General features: G+C 45.1%; 15 protein-coding genes, 3 pseudogenes and 1 riboswitch. Of the genes and pseudogenes, 14 read left to right on the forward strand and 4 right to left on the reverse strand.

What is annotated here, in order from left to right; translation table 11 throughout:
• Nucleotides 1-219 precede the first annotated feature (219 nt).
• Complete coding sequence (locus AB4323_RS16785) at nt 220-915, reverse strand: glutathione S-transferase family protein (protein WP_372152930.1); 696 nt, start codon at nt 913-915, stop codon at nt 220-222.
• A gap of 498 nt (nt 916-1,413) precedes the next feature.
• Between AB4323_RS16785 and AB4323_RS16790 the strand changes: the two genes are divergently transcribed.
• The 10 genes and pseudogenes from AB4323_RS16790 (at nt 1,414) to thiM (ending at nt 10,181) form a co-directional block, all read left to right on the forward strand.
• A complete protein-coding gene (locus tag AB4323_RS16790) occupies nt 1,414-2,511 on the forward strand; it encodes an ElyC/SanA/YdcF family protein (RefSeq protein WP_372152932.1) in 1,098 nt (365 codons plus the stop codon).
• A 107-nt stretch (nt 2,512-2,618) separates the two neighbouring features.
• Nucleotides 2,619-2,870 carry a DUF2999 family protein gene (locus AB4323_RS16795; protein WP_004731647.1) on the forward strand — a complete coding sequence of 84 codons (252 nt, stop codon included), beginning with the start codon at nt 2,619-2,621 and terminating at the stop codon, nt 2,868-2,870.
• 245 nt (nt 2,871-3,115) lie between these two features.
• Complete coding sequence (locus AB4323_RS16800; protein ID WP_017061918.1) at nt 3,116-3,856, forward strand: AraC family transcriptional regulator; 741 nt, start codon at nt 3,116-3,118, stop codon at nt 3,854-3,856.
• Between the two features lie 77 nt (nt 3,857-3,933).
• On the forward strand, nt 3,934-4,851 hold the full coding sequence (locus tag AB4323_RS16805; protein ID WP_372152933.1) for a DMT family transporter: 918 nt from the start codon (nt 3,934-3,936) through the stop codon (nt 4,849-4,851).
• A 98-nt stretch (nt 4,852-4,949) separates the two neighbouring features.
• Nucleotides 4,950-5,061, forward strand: a riboswitch (TPP riboswitch).
• Between the two features lie 98 nt (nt 5,062-5,159).
• The gene (thiD, locus tag AB4323_RS16810) at nt 5,160-6,044 is read left to right on the forward strand and encodes a bifunctional hydroxymethylpyrimidine kinase/phosphomethylpyrimidine kinase (RefSeq protein ID WP_017064402.1); all 885 of its coding nucleotides are present in this window, start codon (nt 5,160-5,162) and stop codon (nt 6,042-6,044) included.
• Nucleotides 6,034-6,792 (forward strand): ABC transporter ATP-binding protein, encoded by a 759-nt coding sequence (locus AB4323_RS16815; RefSeq protein WP_372152935.1) that lies wholly within the window; start codon nt 6,034-6,036, stop codon nt 6,790-6,792. Before thiD ends, AB4323_RS16815 begins: the two co-directional genes overlap by 11 nt.
• A 73-nt stretch (nt 6,793-6,865) precedes the next feature.
• Nucleotides 6,866-7,600 (forward strand): annotated as a pseudogene (locus AB4323_RS16820) (ABC transporter permease); the annotation flags it as partial.
• Nucleotides 7,601-7,720: 120 nt separating this feature from the next.
• On the forward strand, nt 7,721-8,677 hold the full coding sequence (locus tag AB4323_RS16825) for an ABC transporter substrate-binding protein (protein ID WP_372152937.1): 957 nt from the start codon (nt 7,721-7,723) through the stop codon (nt 8,675-8,677).
• A gap of 8 nt (nt 8,678-8,685) precedes the next feature.
• Nucleotides 8,686-9,366 (forward strand): thiaminase II, encoded by a 681-nt coding sequence (gene tenA, locus AB4323_RS16830; protein WP_017102513.1) that lies wholly within the window; start codon nt 8,686-8,688, stop codon nt 9,364-9,366.
• A 29-nt stretch (nt 9,367-9,395) separates the two neighbouring features.
• Nucleotides 9,396-10,181: a hydroxyethylthiazole kinase gene (gene thiM / locus AB4323_RS16835; RefSeq protein ID WP_102456569.1), complete on the forward strand. Its 786-nt coding sequence runs from the start codon at nt 9,396-9,398 to the stop codon at nt 10,179-10,181.
• Between the two features lie 135 nt (nt 10,182-10,316).
• Here thiM and AB4323_RS16840 read toward each other — a convergent pair whose 3' ends face one another.
• A complete protein-coding gene (locus AB4323_RS16840) occupies nt 10,317-12,260 on the reverse strand; it encodes a methyl-accepting chemotaxis protein (protein ID WP_372152939.1) in 1,944 nt (647 codons plus the stop codon).
• 261 nt (nt 12,261-12,521) lie between these two features.
• Here AB4323_RS16840 and thiE point away from each other — a divergent pair, with 261 nt between their 5' ends.
• Entirely contained in the window at nt 12,522-13,139 is a 618-nt protein-coding gene (thiE, locus tag AB4323_RS16845; protein WP_017066714.1) for a thiamine phosphate synthase, read from the forward strand.
• A gap of 100 nt (nt 13,140-13,239) precedes the next feature.
• On the opposite strand, the gene AB4323_RS16850 is transcribed toward thiE, so the two are convergent.
• Nucleotides 13,240-13,584, reverse strand: a complete 345-nt coding sequence (locus AB4323_RS16850; RefSeq protein WP_017064409.1) for a hypothetical protein — start codon at nt 13,582-13,584, stop codon at nt 13,240-13,242.
• 406 nt (nt 13,585-13,990) lie between these two features.
• Nucleotides 13,991-14,893 (reverse strand): LysR family transcriptional regulator, encoded by a 903-nt coding sequence (locus AB4323_RS16855; RefSeq protein ID WP_372152941.1) that lies wholly within the window; start codon nt 14,891-14,893, stop codon nt 13,991-13,993.
• Nucleotides 14,894-15,030: 137 nt separating this feature from the next.
• On the opposite strand from AB4323_RS16855, the gene AB4323_RS16860 reads away from it, so the two are divergent.
• The 3 genes and pseudogenes from AB4323_RS16860 to AB4323_RS16870 form a co-directional block, all read left to right on the forward strand.
• Nucleotides 15,031-15,459, forward strand: a complete 429-nt coding sequence (locus AB4323_RS16860) for a PACE efflux transporter (RefSeq protein ID WP_017066716.1) — start codon at nt 15,031-15,033, stop codon at nt 15,457-15,459.
• Between the two features lie 274 nt (nt 15,460-15,733).
• A pseudogene (locus AB4323_RS16865) lies at nt 15,734-16,414 on the forward strand (PAS domain S-box protein); the annotation flags it as partial.
• Nucleotides 16,409-16,975, forward strand: a pseudogene (locus AB4323_RS16870) (hypothetical protein); the annotation flags it as partial. The pseudogenes AB4323_RS16865 and AB4323_RS16870, both read left to right, overlap by 6 nt.
• Nucleotides 16,976-16,977: the final 2 nt, after the last annotated feature.

Here is a 16,977-nt window from a genome sequence, read left to right on the forward strand (position 1 = left end):
TACTTTAATTGGTATTACAAATTCGCTGCGATCCAGAGTAACTGATTCAGGACTTTTCCCCGGCACGACCGACAGAGACACCATCGGATGTCGGTAAGGGTTCTTACAATAGCTATATCAATAGTATTGATATTTTAACTAGTGTGGTATCAGTTAATAGAAACAATACTATTGATTTTTAGATAGCTCGCCCAGTAATGAGCTTTCGCTCCACATCGTTTACTTCATGCTGAATTCTTCGTTGATTGGGAAATTCGAAGGAAACAGCGCTCGTTTCGCTTCTTCATCACGTTCGGTTTTAAACTCAATGCCTTTGCCGATTTCGCGAGCACGCAGTGCAGCAGGGCGAGTGTTGATTGCGTTAAACCAGCGCTTCAAGTTCGGGTAAGGTTCTAAGCCTTCTTCACCAAGCACAACCGGTGCTTTATCAATCCAGCCCCATGCAGCGACATCGACAATCGTGTACTCATTTCCGACGATAAACTCACGACCTTCCATATGTTTCTCTAACACTTCGTAGTGACGTTGCGCTTCGCGTAGATAACGATTTACCGCGTAATCTAAGCCTGCAGGTGCAGCATGACGGAAGTGTACCGATTGGCCAGAGTATGGGCCAAGTCCGCTTGCGATAAACATCATCCAAGATAACAGTTCAGCTCTGTCTTCTGGCTGACCGGCTAGCTTGCCTGTTTTCTCAGATAGGTAGAGCAGGATAGCGTTAGAGTCGAATACACGTTGTCCTTCGTCTTCAATCGCAGGCGTTTTGCCATTTGGATTGATCAAACGATATTCCGGTGAATGCTGTTCACCCTTTAAGGTATCGACAGGAACAAGTTCAAAATCTAGGCCTGTCTCTTCCAAAAACAGAGCGATCTTCATTGGGTTGGGTGTTTGGTGAAAATAGAACTTAAGCATGGGGTAACTCCTTGTATTGGTGATTCATTAAAGCACCACTTGAACGGTCGTTCAATATTTGATTTTGAATTATTTGAAAATATGTCGATTCGCATTTAGAGGCCATATGTTTAGAGCTTCGTTATCTGTGGGGAGGTTCAACATCGAACAATTCGGTGTGTTGGATTTTAAGTTGTTGAAAAAATGAGCTTAAAGTTGCTGTTTAGGCGTGTTGTTTTCTGTGGAGTTTGGATTTGTGATTGGCGGTTTTCGGTGGAATAGGGCGCATGGATTTCGCAGTTAGATATTCCAAAATGATCGGTTAATTCCCCTTTAAACCAAAATTATCTGGATACACAGGCTTATTGGTAAGTTCAAAATCGTGATCTGCAGCCACATCTTATGCAACAAATGAATATTAACCTTGGGGAGTAAGGTTTGGTTCACAGTTTTTTAATCTTAGGGACTTACATTGGTGAGCAAATCTGATGTGAACACTTAACGACACAGGATCTTTTCATGAAAAAGAACATTATCGCCCTCGCTCTTGGTGGCATGCTGGCTTTTGGCGCAACACCTTATTCTTTTGCTGCTAACGACGGCGCAGTACAGGCTTCTGCGGATTACGCGCAGTTGGTGACTAAGCGACAAGTTGTCGACCAATTACTTCTTGATGCGTTGCAGGCGTTTAAGTCTCCGGCAAGAATTTCTCACGCGGGCTTTACGGCTAAAATGCCAAGCAACATGGAAATTGTGACTAACCGATTGTTAGAAGCTTACCAACTAGAACCTTACCGTACTGATTTGCTTATCTCGGCAGCGAACGCTCAGATCTACAACAAGAATGCAGAGCGCGCTATTGAGCTGTTTGAGCAAGCGCTGACGGTTGCACCAGACGATGTTGATCTTCATGCTTACCTTGCGGTTTGGCAGCGATTTGAAGGCAATGAAAGTGAATCCAATAAGCACATGGAGAAACTGGAAAGCCTGAACAAAGGTAAAGCAGAAGACATCAAACGCATTTTTGCTACGGTCGACCGCGTGTTAGAAACACCGTTGAAAGAGTCTGCGGATAAAGGCTTGCTTGATCATCATGGCGCGATTGTCACTTTGGGCTATGCGCTTAATCCAGACGGCTCTATGCATCAAATTTTGATTGAGCGTCTTGAGACAACATTGGCGATGGCTAAGGCGAACTCAGATGCGATGATCGTGTTAACGGGTGGCGTGCCCAAGAACCACAAGACTGAAGGTAAGTTAATGGCGGATTGGCTTATCGAGAAAGGGGTAAGCAAAGATCGCATCATCGAAGAGAATTACGCGACCAGCACGGTAGGCAATGCCTTACTCAGTAGCTACGCACTTGCTCGCCATGATATTAAGCACGCGACCATTATTAGCTCGGCAAGCCATGTTCGTCGTGGTCAAACTCTGTTTGAAATCGCTAGCTGGCAAACCGGCCCTCAGGGCATTACTTTTGATACGGTTTCTTACCCAGACAAGCCACTCGCAGATCTTAAGAAGGCGAGTGATGGTGAGCTACTAGGTATCTACCGAGATGCGCTTAGAACCTATGGTATGTGGAGCTACCGCTCTTACCCATTAGAGTCTCGCTAGGCTTAGGGTTACTTCACAGTAGGCAAAGTATAAGTTGCTAGTACAATCGAGCACAGCTAGATGGTATGCTGTGCTCCTACTTAATTTAGTGTTTCAAAGGCAAAAAAATGAACCCGATTTTAGCAATGTTGAAAGAGAACAATATTAGCGACGAGCAGATCAGCGAGCTATTCAAGACGTTGACCGAGAACCCTCTTGCAGCAATGGCGACGATCAGCCAACTTGGCTTACCACAAGATAAACTTCAAATGCTGATGGGCCAGGTAATGCAAAACCCTGCGCTAATCAAAGAAGCAGTTGAAGAGCTTGGCCTAGATTTTTCTAAGGTTGAAGCCGCTAAAGAGCAACTTCAAAAATAATAGAGTCTGAATGAGCCATTTTGTTAGGAAGTGATAGCCGATTCGGTTAACTGTTCTTGAGATTGCGAATTAGACTTGAGTAAAAAGCCGTTTGAGTATCAATACTTAAACGGCTTTTTTGATCCGACTTAGAAAGGCTAGAAAGAGATACGACAAAAATACTAGTCCGATGTGACTCCCTCGCTTAAATCATGTAATTTCTTTTTAACACTCATGTTTCAATAAACTGAATTCCGGCGTTGCTCATGAAATCTAGCCTAAGCATTCGATCTTACACCAAGCAATTTAATACTCATGCCCATGATGGCTACCATCAACTCGTGCTGCCTATTCAAGGGAGTATTAGTATTGAAATGGTGGGATATGTCGGCAAGGTGGCCGTGGGCGAATGCGTGGTGATTCCGGTAACCACAGCGCATGCGTTTAAGGCGGATGAAGCAGCGCGGTTTATTGTCGCAGATATGGCAGAGTTACCGCAGCACTTGTTAGAGCATGAGCTCTCGGTGTTTACTATCACGCCACCCTTAATGAGCTTCTTGCTGTTTGTTGAAAAGCAGTTGGAATACCAAGTGGACAGTGGCATTGAATCATCCATCTTGGATGTGTTTTCACTGTTATTAGAGCAACAAAAAGTCAGCAAGAGCATCGACCCTCGTATTCGAGCGGTCCAAAGGCTCATTGCGGATAATTACGCCCAGCCTCTCTCTATTTCTCAGCTTGCAGAAACGGCTTGCTTGAGCCCCACTCAATTTAAGAAGCGCTTTAAAGAGTGCATTGGAATCAGTGCGCTTAAGTACATCACTCGCTATCGTATGGAGAAAGCTCAAGCCTTGCTTAGCCATACCGATTTACCCGTTCAATTGGTCGCAGAAAATGTGGGTTATAGTGACTTGTCTGCATTCAGTCGACGCTTCTCTCAGCACTTTGGCATGTCTCCAAGGGCGTTTTTGGGCTCGATGAAAGAGAGTCTTCCAAAACAAGAATAGCGTCCTTTTGGCAAACTCAACTTAGTATATGTTCACTATTATCTATTTCAGAAATGAAAATAGACTAGGTAATAGAAATGAATCTTGCCATCAATCGCGTTAACGAATTCCAAACGGGCACTTTAGCCATCGTGTTTGCTTCTGTTTTATGGGGCACGACAGGCACCGCCGCAAGCTTTGCGCCTGATCTCAGCCCATTAGCGATTGGTGCTTTTTCAATGGGCGTCGGCGGCTTAATGCAAGCAGTCTTGGCGTATCGAAAGATCTTATCTTCACTTGATAAGCTTTTGCTCAACAAAAAGTTGTTAGCGGCGAGTGCGCTGGCTTTGGCGATCTATCCTCTGGCTTTTTACTCTTCGATGAAGTTATCGGGTGTCGCAATGGGCACAGTGGTGTCGATAGCTACTGCTCCTTTCTTTTCTGCACTTTTAGAGTGTCTTATTAGCAAAAAGAATAATATCAACAAACGTTGGTTAACGAGCTTTGCCATTGGCGTGGTTGGTATTGGGCTACTGGTATTTTCAGAATCATCATCAGCGAATGATTCTGGTGACGATCTGAAGCTTTTGGGCATTGGATTAGGGTTGATTGCTGGGTTGTGTTACGCCATTTATTCATGGGCGACAAAAGCTCTGATAGACGAAGGCATTAAGTCGCAAGCAGCGATGGGCAGCATATTTGGGCTAGGAGCGATGTTGCTACTGCCAACGCTTTGGTTTACGGGGGATAACTTGTTCGCATCGAATACCAATATATTGGTGGTGAGTTACTTGGTGTTACTTCCTCAATGTTTAGGCTATATCGCTTTCAGTTTTGGGCTACGCCATGTCACAGCGAGTAGCGCCAACTTGATTACCTTACTTGAGCCAGTCGTTGCCGCCGTGTTGGCCGTGTGTATTGTCGGTGAGCTGATTCCGTTTACAGGCTGGCTAGGTATGTTTCTGATTGTGTTGTGCTTGTTGATACAGTCGAAGCCATCTAAAGGAACGTTATAAGTATTTGTTTTGTTGGACCTAATTGAAATTTTTTCATGTGTAATTCTTATAATTGAATAAAATCAGTATCTCAGTTGTGAGAGTGCTGTTACTATCGCTATCAATAGTCGGGGGGCATATACCTTATTTGGTGTTTGCTGAGATCGTTATTCGAGACCCGTTGAACCTGATTCAGTTAACACTGGCGTAGGGAACTATGATTACTTTGCCTACGTGGTTCAACAATGATCTCTCATTGCTTTCACCTCCACACTCTCTTTGCGGCCAAAGTTCGGTTCTCTTACGTCTTTTAGACAGTAGGAGCGACCATGACACAGCATTCCAATTCTCAAGTATCACCTAACAGCACTCAAACACCAGAAAACCAATCTTCTTCGATCAATACTCCGATTGTTTTGACCATTGCGGGTTCTGACAGTGGTGGTGGCGCGGGCATTCAAGCTGATATTAAAGCCATGTCTGCAACGGGTAGCTTCGCTTGTTCGGTAATTACCGCGATTACATCTCAGAACACCCAAGGCGTGTCCGCTATATTTCCAATCCCACTAGAGCATGTCGCTAGTCAGTTAGATGCAGTGTTTACCGATTTGAATATCGTGGCGGTAAAAGTCGGCATGTTGGCGGATTCGCAAATCATCAAAGTCGTCGCGGACAAAATCAAACAATACCAACCTAAACACCTAGTGATTGACCCTGTCATGGTGGCGACAAGTGGCGACCTTCTTTTAGAAAACTCGGCGATCACCACGCTAAAACAAGAACTGATTCCGCTCGCAGACATCATTACGCCTAACTTGCCGGAAGGCGCAGCACTAACGGGCAAAGCTGTGCCTGAAAGCGAAGCCGAAATGCAGGATATGATTGAAGACCTGCGTGCACTAGGTGCTAAAGCCGTTCTTCTCAAAGGCGGTCATTTAGAGAAGGATGAGAACAGTAACGACTTACTGATTCTGCCAACCACGTCTGCTTTGATTAGTGCGAAGCGTTTTCCTACCAAAAACACCCACGGTACGGGTTGTACGCTTTCATCTGCTATTGCTTCTTTCTTAGCGCAAGGCAACACGCTGTCAGAGGCTGTTGAGCTAGGCAAACAATACATTTCGCGCGCGATTGCTCATGCTGATGAGTTGCAAGTCGGCCAAGGTCATGGGCCCGTAAATCACTTCTTCGCTGGGCACGGGAATGTCCGTTAATACGGTGGGTGTTCAGCTCAGCAATGCCTCTTTACGTTATAACGACAGTGAGCACGCAACCTTATCGGGATTGTCGCTTAGCTTAAACGCAGGTAAGTGGACGGTATTGCTAGGTCGAAGTGGCTGCGGGAAAACCACGGTATTGCGTTATCTGGCAGGCTTGTTGGACGACAAGGTGGAGTGGCAGGGAACATTGACAATCTCTGATGAATTGCCTTTAACGGATCGCATCGCTTACATGGCGCAGCAGGATTTGTTACTGCCATGGCTGTCGGTTATCGACAATGTATGTCTGAGTCATTGTTTTCAAAATTCAGCTTCTGACAAAGCAGTGCAAACCAATCAAGCACTCGAGTTGCTCGCTGCGGTTGGTTTGGCTGATTATGCGAATGCGATGCCGGATCAGTTGTCTGGTGGTATGCGTCAACGTGTCGCTTTGGCTCGAACTTTAATGCAAGACAAGCCAGTGGTGCTGATGGATGAGCCGTTCTCTGCGCTGGATGCGGTAACGAGACACAAACTACAGAGCTTAGCGTGTGAGCTGTTGAGAGATAAAACCGTTGTGTTGATCACCCATGACCCACAAGAAGCGGTGCGTTTGGCGGACAATTTGTATGTGTTGCAAGGCACACCGGCGAACGCTCAGTCTTTATCTGTGCCTCTCACTGCCACACCAAGAGTGTTAGATGGTGAATGTGCTGAGTTACAACAAGCGATCTTAGATCAGTTGGAGCGTGATTATGAATGATCTAACGCGAAGCGAAACTGTGGCTCATTCAACTAACGCACAGGCTACCACTGCACGCCCTCGTCAGATGAATCCTGTTGTTCGTTTGCTTATCAGCAGTGCTGTGATTCTCGGTTTATGGCAGTTAGTTGTGGTTGTCTTCGAGATGCCGAGCTTCATTTTGCCAGCGCCTGCAGAAGTCTTTTTAAAGCTGATTGAACGTTACGATGTGTTACTCAAACACACATGGGTGACTGCGCAAGAGGTCCTACTTGGCTTGTTACTCGGATTGTCTATGGGGCTATTTTTCGCTCTGCAGATGTTGATGTTTGATCCGTTAAAACGTTGGTTATTGCCTATCTTAATTGCCAGCCAAGCTATCCCTGTATTTGCGATCGCGCCAGTATTGATGCTGTGGCTTGGTTATGGCATCGCCTCAAAAGTGGTGATGGCGGCGATCATTATCTTCTTCCCAGTAACCACTTGTTGTTACGACGGTCTGCGCAATACACCGACAGGCTATCTCGATCTTGCCAAAACGATGGGTGCATCGAAATGGCAACTGCTCCGCCATATCCAACTTCCTGCTGCACTGCCAACCTTAGCGTCTGGCATTCGTGTAGCGGTGGTGATTGCGCCAATTGGTGCCGTAGTCGGGGAATGGGTTGGTTCGAGTGAAGGGTTAGGTTACCTAATGCTGCAGGCCAACGCGCGCATGATCATTGATGAGATGTTTGCTGCCTTGTTCATCTTGGCGGTGCTGTCTATCTCGCTCTACTTCATCATAGACAAGTTACTCAAAAAAGCTATCCCTTGGGAGAACCAGTAATGGCTTGCTCAATAACACTTTGTTTAATAAGGCTTCGCTCAACGCTATTTATCTCAACAATAGCTCGTTAAAAATGAGCTCTATAAACACAATAATAATATTCAAAAGGAAAGGTTAACTATGAAAAATACCAAATTGGTAGGTGCAGTGGCACTGCTTGCTTCGTTAGTTTCGGGTCATGCTCTAGCGGACTCTGAACAAAAGAAACTGACATTGATGTTGGATTGGTTTGTAAACCCGAACCACGGCCCGATTGTGATTGCTCAAGAGCGTGGTTACTTTGCTGACCAAGGCTTAGAGGTTGAAATCCAAGAACCAGCAGACCCAAGCACGCCAGCAAAATTGGTCGCGGCAGGTAAGGTCGATTTAGCGGTAACTTACCAACCAAGTTTAACCATGGATGTGGCAGCGGGTCTTCCTTTAGTTCGTGCATCAACCCTTATCGCGACGCCACTGAACACACTAATGGTACTGGATAACGGCAAGAACGATTCGCTAGCGGATCTGAAAGGCAAGAAGATCGGTATTGCGATTGCGGGTAACGAAGAAGCGACTATCGGCACTATGTTAGCGCAAGAAAATGTTGCATTTACAGATGTGCAAACCATCAATGTCGGTTGGGCACTTTCATCTTCATTGGCATCGGGCAAGGTAGACGCAATCTGGGGTGGCTTACGGAACTTCGAAACCAACCAGTTAGCACTTGAAGGTTTTAAAGCGAAAGCATTCTTCCCAGAAGAGCACGGCGTACCCGCTTACGACGAGCTTATCTTTGTTGCGAACGCAAAGAAACACGATGATGAAGCGATCAAAGCGTTCAACAAAGCATTGGAGCAAGCAACAACTTACATCGTGAACCACCCACAAGAGTCATGGAGCGAGTTTGTGGCGTATTCACCAGATACGTTGAATAACGAGCTTAACCAACGCGCATGGAATGACACGCTGACTCGTTTTGCACTTCGCCCTTCTGCTGTTGACCTAAAGCGTTACGACGATTACGCACAGTTCATGTTCGACAAAGGCATTATCAAATCACTACCAAAAGCCGCTGACTACGTACCGACTTTTGATTAAGGAATCTCATGAAATACCAAGACTTAATCCAAGCCTGTCAACAAGATTGGCAAGACTACACCGAGCATGATTTTGTTAAAACGCTGGCAAACGGCACGCTCGCTCAGCCGTGTTTCCTTCATTATCTGAAGCAAGATTTTTTGTTCTTGAAGCAGTATGCCCGCGCTTATGCATTAGCGATTTACAAGGCAAAAACACTGGCTGACATGCGTCGTGCACTGCCAAGTGTTCATGCCCTGCTAGATTCTGAAATCTCTCACCACGTGACTTACTGTGGTCAGTGGGGTTTAACCGAATCTGACCTAGAAAATGAGCCGGAGGATTTCGGTACAGTTGCTTATACGCGCTACGTTCTGGATGCAGGCATGACGGGTGATCTTGTCGATCTTTATGCGGCACTGGCTCCGTGTTCCATTGGTTACGCTGTGATTGGTAAAGCGCTGTTAGAAAGCAGCGATACTGTATTAGAAGGCAACCCGTACGCAAGCTGGCTGCAACTGTATGGCAGTGAAGAGTTCCAGTCTGGCGTAGCAACGGGCGCGGAATACTTCAATCAACTGCTTGCTGAAATTGATATCAACAGCGAGCGCGGTCAGAACATCGTTCATATTTTCAAAACCGCAACACGTATGGAAGTGGCTTTTTGGCAGCAAGGTCTGAATGCACTTAATGACTCAACCTCGGCTTAAAAGCGACTTTTACGAATAAGGATTTATCCATGCTAACTGAACAAATCATCCAATCGTTGCGCGCAGTACGAGAGCAAAAACCACTGGTGGTGAACATCACCAATTACGTCGTGATGAACAATACGGCCAATGCGTTATTGGCGATTGGTGCTTCGCCTATCATGGCGCACTCGCAGCAAGAACTGGCTGAGATGATGTCTTTCTCTGGCGCGCTTGTGATTAACATTGGCACGTTAGACAGTGTTTGGACACCAAGAATGCGTTTCGCGGTTGAACAAGCGAACGCGAACAGCAAGGTTGTGGTTCTTGACCCTGTGGGTTGTGGCGCAAGTACGCTGCGTACTGAGACTTCTCGTGAAATTGCACGTTTAGCCGATAAGCTAATCATTCGTGGTAATGCGTCTGAGATTATCGCGCTAGCGGGTGAGCAAGCGCAGAGCAAAGGCGTTGATGCGCTGGATAGCAGTGATGCCGCATTAGGCGCAGCGCAATGCTTAGTCGCTGAATACGGTGCGAATGTGGTGATTTCTGGTGAGACAGATTACGTTGTCACTAAAGACAGTGTTGTGACGTTAAACAACGGACATCCAATGATGCCGTATGTGACGGGCATGGGTTGTACTCTTACTGCATTAACGGGAGCTTTCGCTGCAGTCGGTGATGACAGTGGCTTGGCTGCCGCAGCGGTGTTGGGTGTGGTTGGTGAAATCGCAGCTGAGAACTCACGCGGCCCGGGTAGCTTGCAGATGAACTTACTCGATGAGCTGTATCAACTAGATGAAGAGACACTGATTCAACGTTTAAAGATTCAGTAGCCTCAATCTGGCTATAAGTATTTAGCTCACTAAAAAGCCTCCAACACGAATGTGCTGGGGGCTTTCTTATTATATAAACCGTGTTCGCCATATTTTCAATAAACGAGGCTCGAAATAACAGAGACTTAAAGTCAGCTAGGTTCTAAATCGATTTACTTGGCTCTCTAGATGATGAGCAACCTCGGTTAAGTCACTCGCGGCACCAGAAATGCTGCTGACTGACTCTTGGTTACTTTGTGCGATGGTGTTTGCACCTTGTGCATTCTCACCCAATGATTTGGTCAGACAATCTTGCTCGTCGACAGATACTGCGATTTGGCTGTTGGCTTGGTTCAGATCTTGGATGTGTTGATTAATCACATGTAAGTTCTGAGAAGCTTGCTGCGCCTGCGTTGAAGCGTCTGAAACCGTGCTGTGGCTCTCTTTGATAGACTCTAACGCATCTTTAGCGCCACGTTGTAGTGAGGTGATGAGCTCATCAATCTGGCTAGCAGAGTCTTGGGTACGTTTAGCGAGCGTTCTTACTTCATCGGCTACTACTGCAAATCCCCGACCTTGTTCACCTGCGCGCGCAGCTTCAATAGCCGCATTCAATGCCAACAGGTTGGTCTGCTCAGAAACGCCTTTGATTACTTCAAGAATGGCACCAATGTTCATCGACTCTTTGTGTAGGTCAGTCACTTTTTGGCTGCTTACCTGCATGCTTTCATCGGCGCTGCCAATTTCATGCAGTGTTTTGTCTACTTCTTTGAGTCCCATCGCCACATTCTCGGTTGCTTGGTTAGCAACTTGAGACGCGTGGTTAGCACTTGCAGCAATTTCTGATGTGCTGGAAGCCAATTGATCAACGGCAGAAGAGATATTTATCATCTCGCTATTCAATTGTGTTGCGTTGGTCGAGCTGTTATTGGTCACTTGATTGAGTGACTCCGACATCTCACCAATACGCACGCTAGAACGGTTCACTTGGCCAACAATATCGCGCAGAGATTCAATGGTGATCTCCATATTAGTCAGCAGTTCGCCAATCTCATTTTTGCTCTCAATGTTCACTTCCACATTCAGGTTGCCCTGAGAAAGCTCGTTGGTGATCTGTTTAACTTGTGCGATGCCTTTAGTAATAGAGCGAGTCACCAACACGGCGCTCGTCATGCCAATAACTAAAGCCACACCCGTCAGCAATATGATGATTTGAATCGAGCGCTTTTCGCTGGCTTGCAGTTCTGGTGTTAATGCTTGTTTCTGTTGTTCTAGAATGCTCTGAGCATCAGCTACCGAAATCGCTAAGCTGTCACCAATAGAGGCGAGGGTAGCGGTTCTTTGAGTGTTCTCCAGCATCTGTTGGTGAACTTGTTCAAAGCCTTTCGCGTACGCTTCACGTTGGTTAGAGAAATCTTCAATCAGTTCACTTTGATAAGGAGATGATTTAAGAGACTCAATATCGCCCTCGATACCTGGCAGAGCATATTCAAAGATGTCTTTACCGGCTTCGTAGGTTTTGAGGTCGTTGTTGTTTGAGTAACTGAGTACGGTGATCTTGGCTGCGAGGAAGTTCTCCATCAACATGCCTGCGTATAAGCTCGCGTTTGGATCATTGTTATTGTATGACTCATACAACAAGCTCTGAGCCGCTTTCAGTGCGTTGGTTTCTCGTTTGACCATCTCAACGTTGACCAGTTGGTCAATGAGCAGTTGGCTCTGTTTCATTGATCCATAAGCCGCATCAAAAGCTGCAACGCTGTCTTGCACTAATTGCAGGCTCGACAAGTTATCAGTATTGGTGGTGGTTTGGATTAAGTTGTTCAGCAGTTCATCAATCGCAAGTTTGCTCGATTGATAATTCGCTTCGTATTGATCATCCAATGACTCTAAGTAACGTTCAGAAGCTAAACGCATCTGAAGAAAGTGCACTTGAATGTTGCCTGACAATGTCGCCTTGTGGCTGAGTTCACTGTACTGGCTAAAGCCGTTCGACAAGGTTTGAATACCTTTGTAACTCACAAGGCCTGAAATGACGAAAAAGAGCAAGCAGATGGCATAACCCAGCTTGATCTTGAGCGCTATAGAAAGGTGGCGCATAACTATCCCTATATTTACCTGATTCCTTCATAGGGGAGTATTTCATAAAACAGCATTCTGGGCATGCTAAAGCGAATAGTTTGTGTAATAAGTAACGCTTTTGTTAGAAAAATCGGGTTTTTCGACATGCTTTCAACGAGTTGCGTATTTGAATTCAACCGCCTAACTTAAGGAATTAAGTGCTAACTTCCATGCATAGGATGTGATTTGTCGGTAAAATGGCAGAAAACCAATTTTAGAAATCGACTTCAAAGGTACGCGATGAACCCTTATAAACTTTATCTGGTGACTGACGACCAACAAGATCTAGAAACGCTTAAATTCGTGGTTGAACAAGCGGTTGCTGGTGGCGTCACTATGGTTCAAGTAAGAGAAAAACATGGGGACGTAAGAGCCTTCATTGAACGAGCACAAGCGGTTAAGTCGATTCTGGCTGGCTCAGGTGTTCCGCTGATCATCAATGACCGAGTGGACGTAGCATTGGCTGTCGACGCCGATGGTTTGCATCTGGGTCAATCGGATATGCCTGCAGAGTTAGCACGTAAGCTGATTGGTTCAGACAAGATTCTTGGGTTATCAATTGAAACTGAACAGCAGCTACAACAAGCAGATAGTTTGCCGATCGATTACATTGGTCTCAGTGCGATTTTTGCCACACCGACTAAGACGAATCTAAAGAAACATTGGGGTTATGAAGGCATTCAAATGGCTTTGAAAACAACGAAATTGCCGATTGTTGGTATCGGTGGAATCAACGAATCGAACATTCCGCAGTTGGTTAACACAGGTATTCATGGATTAGCCTTGGTATCAGCGATATGTCACGCTGAAAGCCCAAAACAAGCGACCCAAGATTTGTTGTTTTTGATGGGAGAGTGAGTTTGTGGTGGCTAGAAAACAAATGAGACTCGTCATTTGTTTTCTAGTTAGAGCGCATTAAAGCGCTCGATGCAGTAGCCAGTAAAATTTGTGGTCTAACTTACTGAATACACAGAGCAACCGTGCCGATGACCATAAGAACGATCGCAGCGTACCAACCGTATTGTGCTGTTTTATCAGCAACAAACACCTTAATGTAGTTGATCTCTTCATGCGCCATTGCGATGAAGTCCGTGTAGTTAATCGATAACTCACGGCTAGCTTCTTTCAGGTCTTGTTGAAGCTTGTTGAAAGACTCATCGATGAAGCCCTTTGTTTCCGAAGCAGACGGAGTAGCAGTTAACGCAAGGCTATTCCAAACCGCCATACGCGATTCATATTCGCTTTCACTGACACAATTAAGTACGCGTAAATCATACTCTCGTTTGTTACGCTCTTTACCCATTTTCTCAGGGCAAATATTTCTTAAAACGTTCACGACAAATTTTCCAAAAGGTTCATTTAGATATAAAAAAGCACTCAAAGAGCGCTCATAAACTGGGTGCGAATTAATATTCAAAAAGTGATCTATTTGAAACCGATATAAGCAACGGCAAGGCTGAGCGCTTATCTGGGAGATTTGAAGTTGGGTCAGTGGTGTTAAAGAACGATTTGGGTCTGTCTATATTCGTTTGAAAAGACAAACCCGTTGGGATCGCATAGTAGTTATGTCACTTTGGGACATCAACTAGGGTGTTTTATCCACACGACAAAGATATTTATCGGCAAGATAAGCAGAAATGAGGTAGCGGTGGTGAGTCCCACGTCGATATTGAATCTATGAATTGACGATGAGTGAAGAACAGGGGAGGTTAGTTAGCCTGCCATTGATTGTATTGCAGTGAGTGCCTCTTAAGCTGCTCAATAAGGCTGGTGAGAACTGGGCCGTTGATGTGGCTGCGAGACACCAAACATCCCACTGGAGTAATCCAACCACCATGCTCGTGCGAGACAGGCAACGCCACAAGATCGCCTTTTTGAATGCCTTCCATCACCATCATCTCGGGCACATTTGCCCAACCCACGTTCTGTTCAACGAGATCAACAATGGTCTTGTGGTTGTTCGCATACCAAAGCATCGAGCTAATACCGTAGGTGAACCACAATTCGCGCTGCTTTGAACTGCGATGTACACATTGGCGATAACGTTTGAGGTCCGAGTCTTGTACTACGGACATGCGACTCAGTTCGTGAGTGGCAGAGCTAACAGTTAGGAAACGCGCTTGGCCTAGCAAAAAGAAATCCATATCGACCTTCAGTTCGCCATCCGCGTAGATGATGCCAATCTGTGCTTTTCCGCGTCTTACTAGGTCTTCAACATCAAAGGTTGAGGTGGTAATGATATCGAAGTGTGTGATTGGAAATTGATCGGCGAGTGAGCTGATTATCTTAATAAAGTTCTTATCTATGATGCTTTCATCAACCGCAATGATCAGTTCGTGCTCATCTTCTTGGGTCAGCGATTCTACTTTTTGATCGAAGTACTTTTGCTGGTCAAGAATGGACTTAGCCACAGGCAATAACGCTTTACCTTTGCTGGTTAAAACGGGGATGTTTTTCTCTCGGTTAAACAGCTCTTGGTCAATGGCAATTTCGAGGTTGGCTATCGATTGGCTTACCCCAGACTGAGCTCGTTTCAGTTTGCGAGCGGCGGCAGAGAAAGAGCCACTTTCACACACTGTGACGAAGACTTTTAGTTGCTCAAAACTGTACATGTTATCTCTCGCTCAATACAAAATGGGGTACTTATACTTAAGCTATCACTAAACGTGATGGCTGTTAACTTTCTCTTATTGTTTTCGGTGACATAATTTCGGTAAGTCCACCATGTTATAAATTGCTATAGGAATGTATGAGTACGTTAGAGAGAGTTTTCCACTCGGTGTTGTTTGAAGTATTGGCCGTCACACTGTCAATTATAGGTTTAGCGATATTTACTGATCACGATGTGAATGCCTTATCAGGAACCATGATAGTTGTTGCGACCATCGCGATGATTTGGAACTACTGTTTTAACCGTATTTTTGATCGTTATTTCACGGGGGAAAAATCAAAGCGTTCGCTTAAGTTACGTGTTTTTCATGTCGTGCTATTTGAGGCTGGCTTGTTGATAGCGACAATCCCTGTGATGGCATACTTACTTAACGTGGGGTTATGGCAGGCATTTTTGATGGACATCGGCGTGACCATTTTTATTACCATTTACGCGTTTGTGTTTAATCTGATTTATGACCATGTTCGAGCATTCTGGGTACGCAGAGGGGAGCTAGCCGTTCAGTAATCTACCAAGTCAGTAAACACGAGCTTGGCCACTAACCGTTTGTTTATTCGTTATTTTGACGGAGATATTCGGTTAGTAGGCCTAGGTAACCCGGCACTGGTTGGCATTCAAAGTGGCGGTCTCGAATCTTTTCAATCTCTTCCGCTTAATAGTTAGTGTAACCCTATGCACTTATTGTTCGATATGTAATTTGAATTTGTATGTGTCGTAAAATGGTAAATATCTTAATTAAAACTTAGCCATCATAGTCATTCGCCCATCACCAGAGCAAACTATGAACAAGTTAAGTTATGACCGAAAAATGCCGCTATACGTGGTGTCTGCACTTGTCCTCAATATGGCATTTAGCTTGTGGTTGCTGAGTATTGCTTCTACGCCAGCCATGTTTTTTTCGGTGTGTGCGTTGTTTTTACTTAGCACTCTTATTACCGCACGCCTTTATCGACATGAAATGGCTCAAAGCAAGAATAACTTGTCGGAAGCGATCATTGATGGTGTCGCAGGTTTTATTGTCCTCGATAGTCAATTGAGGGTCATACAAGTGAATCAACAATTCTCTCGGGTTTCAGGTTATGCCTTTGACCAAGTCGAATCTCGTCCGATTTCTGATCTCTGTTTTATGAATAACAGCAGCCTAATCACGACCATTACTCGCTCACTGAAGGAAAACCAGAGATGGAAAGGTGAGTTGAGTGGCGTCAGTCGACTTGGTGAGCAGTTTACCGTAAACGTTGTGGTGGAAAAGCTAACTGAAATTCTGCCGCACAATAACAAGTACGTGGTGACCTTTACGGATATTAGCCGACGCAAGATATTGGAGCGTCGATTAAGAATGCTGGTGGAAACGGATTCACTGACAGGGTGCTGGAATCGACGCCGCTTTGATAACGACTTAAAACATTATTCTAACCTGGCAGAGCGTTATGGTTACACACATTCCTGTTTGGCGTTAGTGCATGTGTTTTTCCCTGAGCCAAAATCGGCGTTCTCAGGCTTCGCTGCTGCGCCACTCGAAAAGAAACAGCGTTGGTATGCGGCCTTTAAGGCGATGATTATCTCCTATCCTGTGGTGTGTTTTTTCTTTATTTTTCAAATATCTGAAGCTTTACTGACAATGATGTTCATTGCGTTGTTATCGTTGATGATTACGTCAGAGAAGTCGATAAAGTTGAGCGCTTTTCTGGTGATAAGTAACGGTATCGGGGGATTGCTGGCGATTGCTGCTTTTTCAATTCTTTCTATAGTACCCAACATTGTCTTCTATTCTTTGTTTATAGGACTTATTGCCATTCTTATGGCTACCAAGATCTACACGGTTCCCGAAAAAGCACCTATTTTCGCCACTGCATTTAGTACGTTGCTCGTACTGGTTGGTAGCACGTTGATGAGCTCCGGTGACATCGATAGCAACACTCTTATACGCATATTCCAATTAGTGTTAATTGGCATATATATGATTTTGGCTTCTCTATTCCTAGAAACACGGAATTGGAAGTTTCTACAAAATCAGCCTTAATT

The sequence above is a fragment of the Vibrio sp. 10N.261.52.C11 genome (genome assembly GCF_041471405.1).
In the GTDB taxonomy this organism is placed as follows: domain Bacteria; phylum Pseudomonadota; class Gammaproteobacteria; order Enterobacterales; family Vibrionaceae; genus Vibrio; species Vibrio crassostreae_C.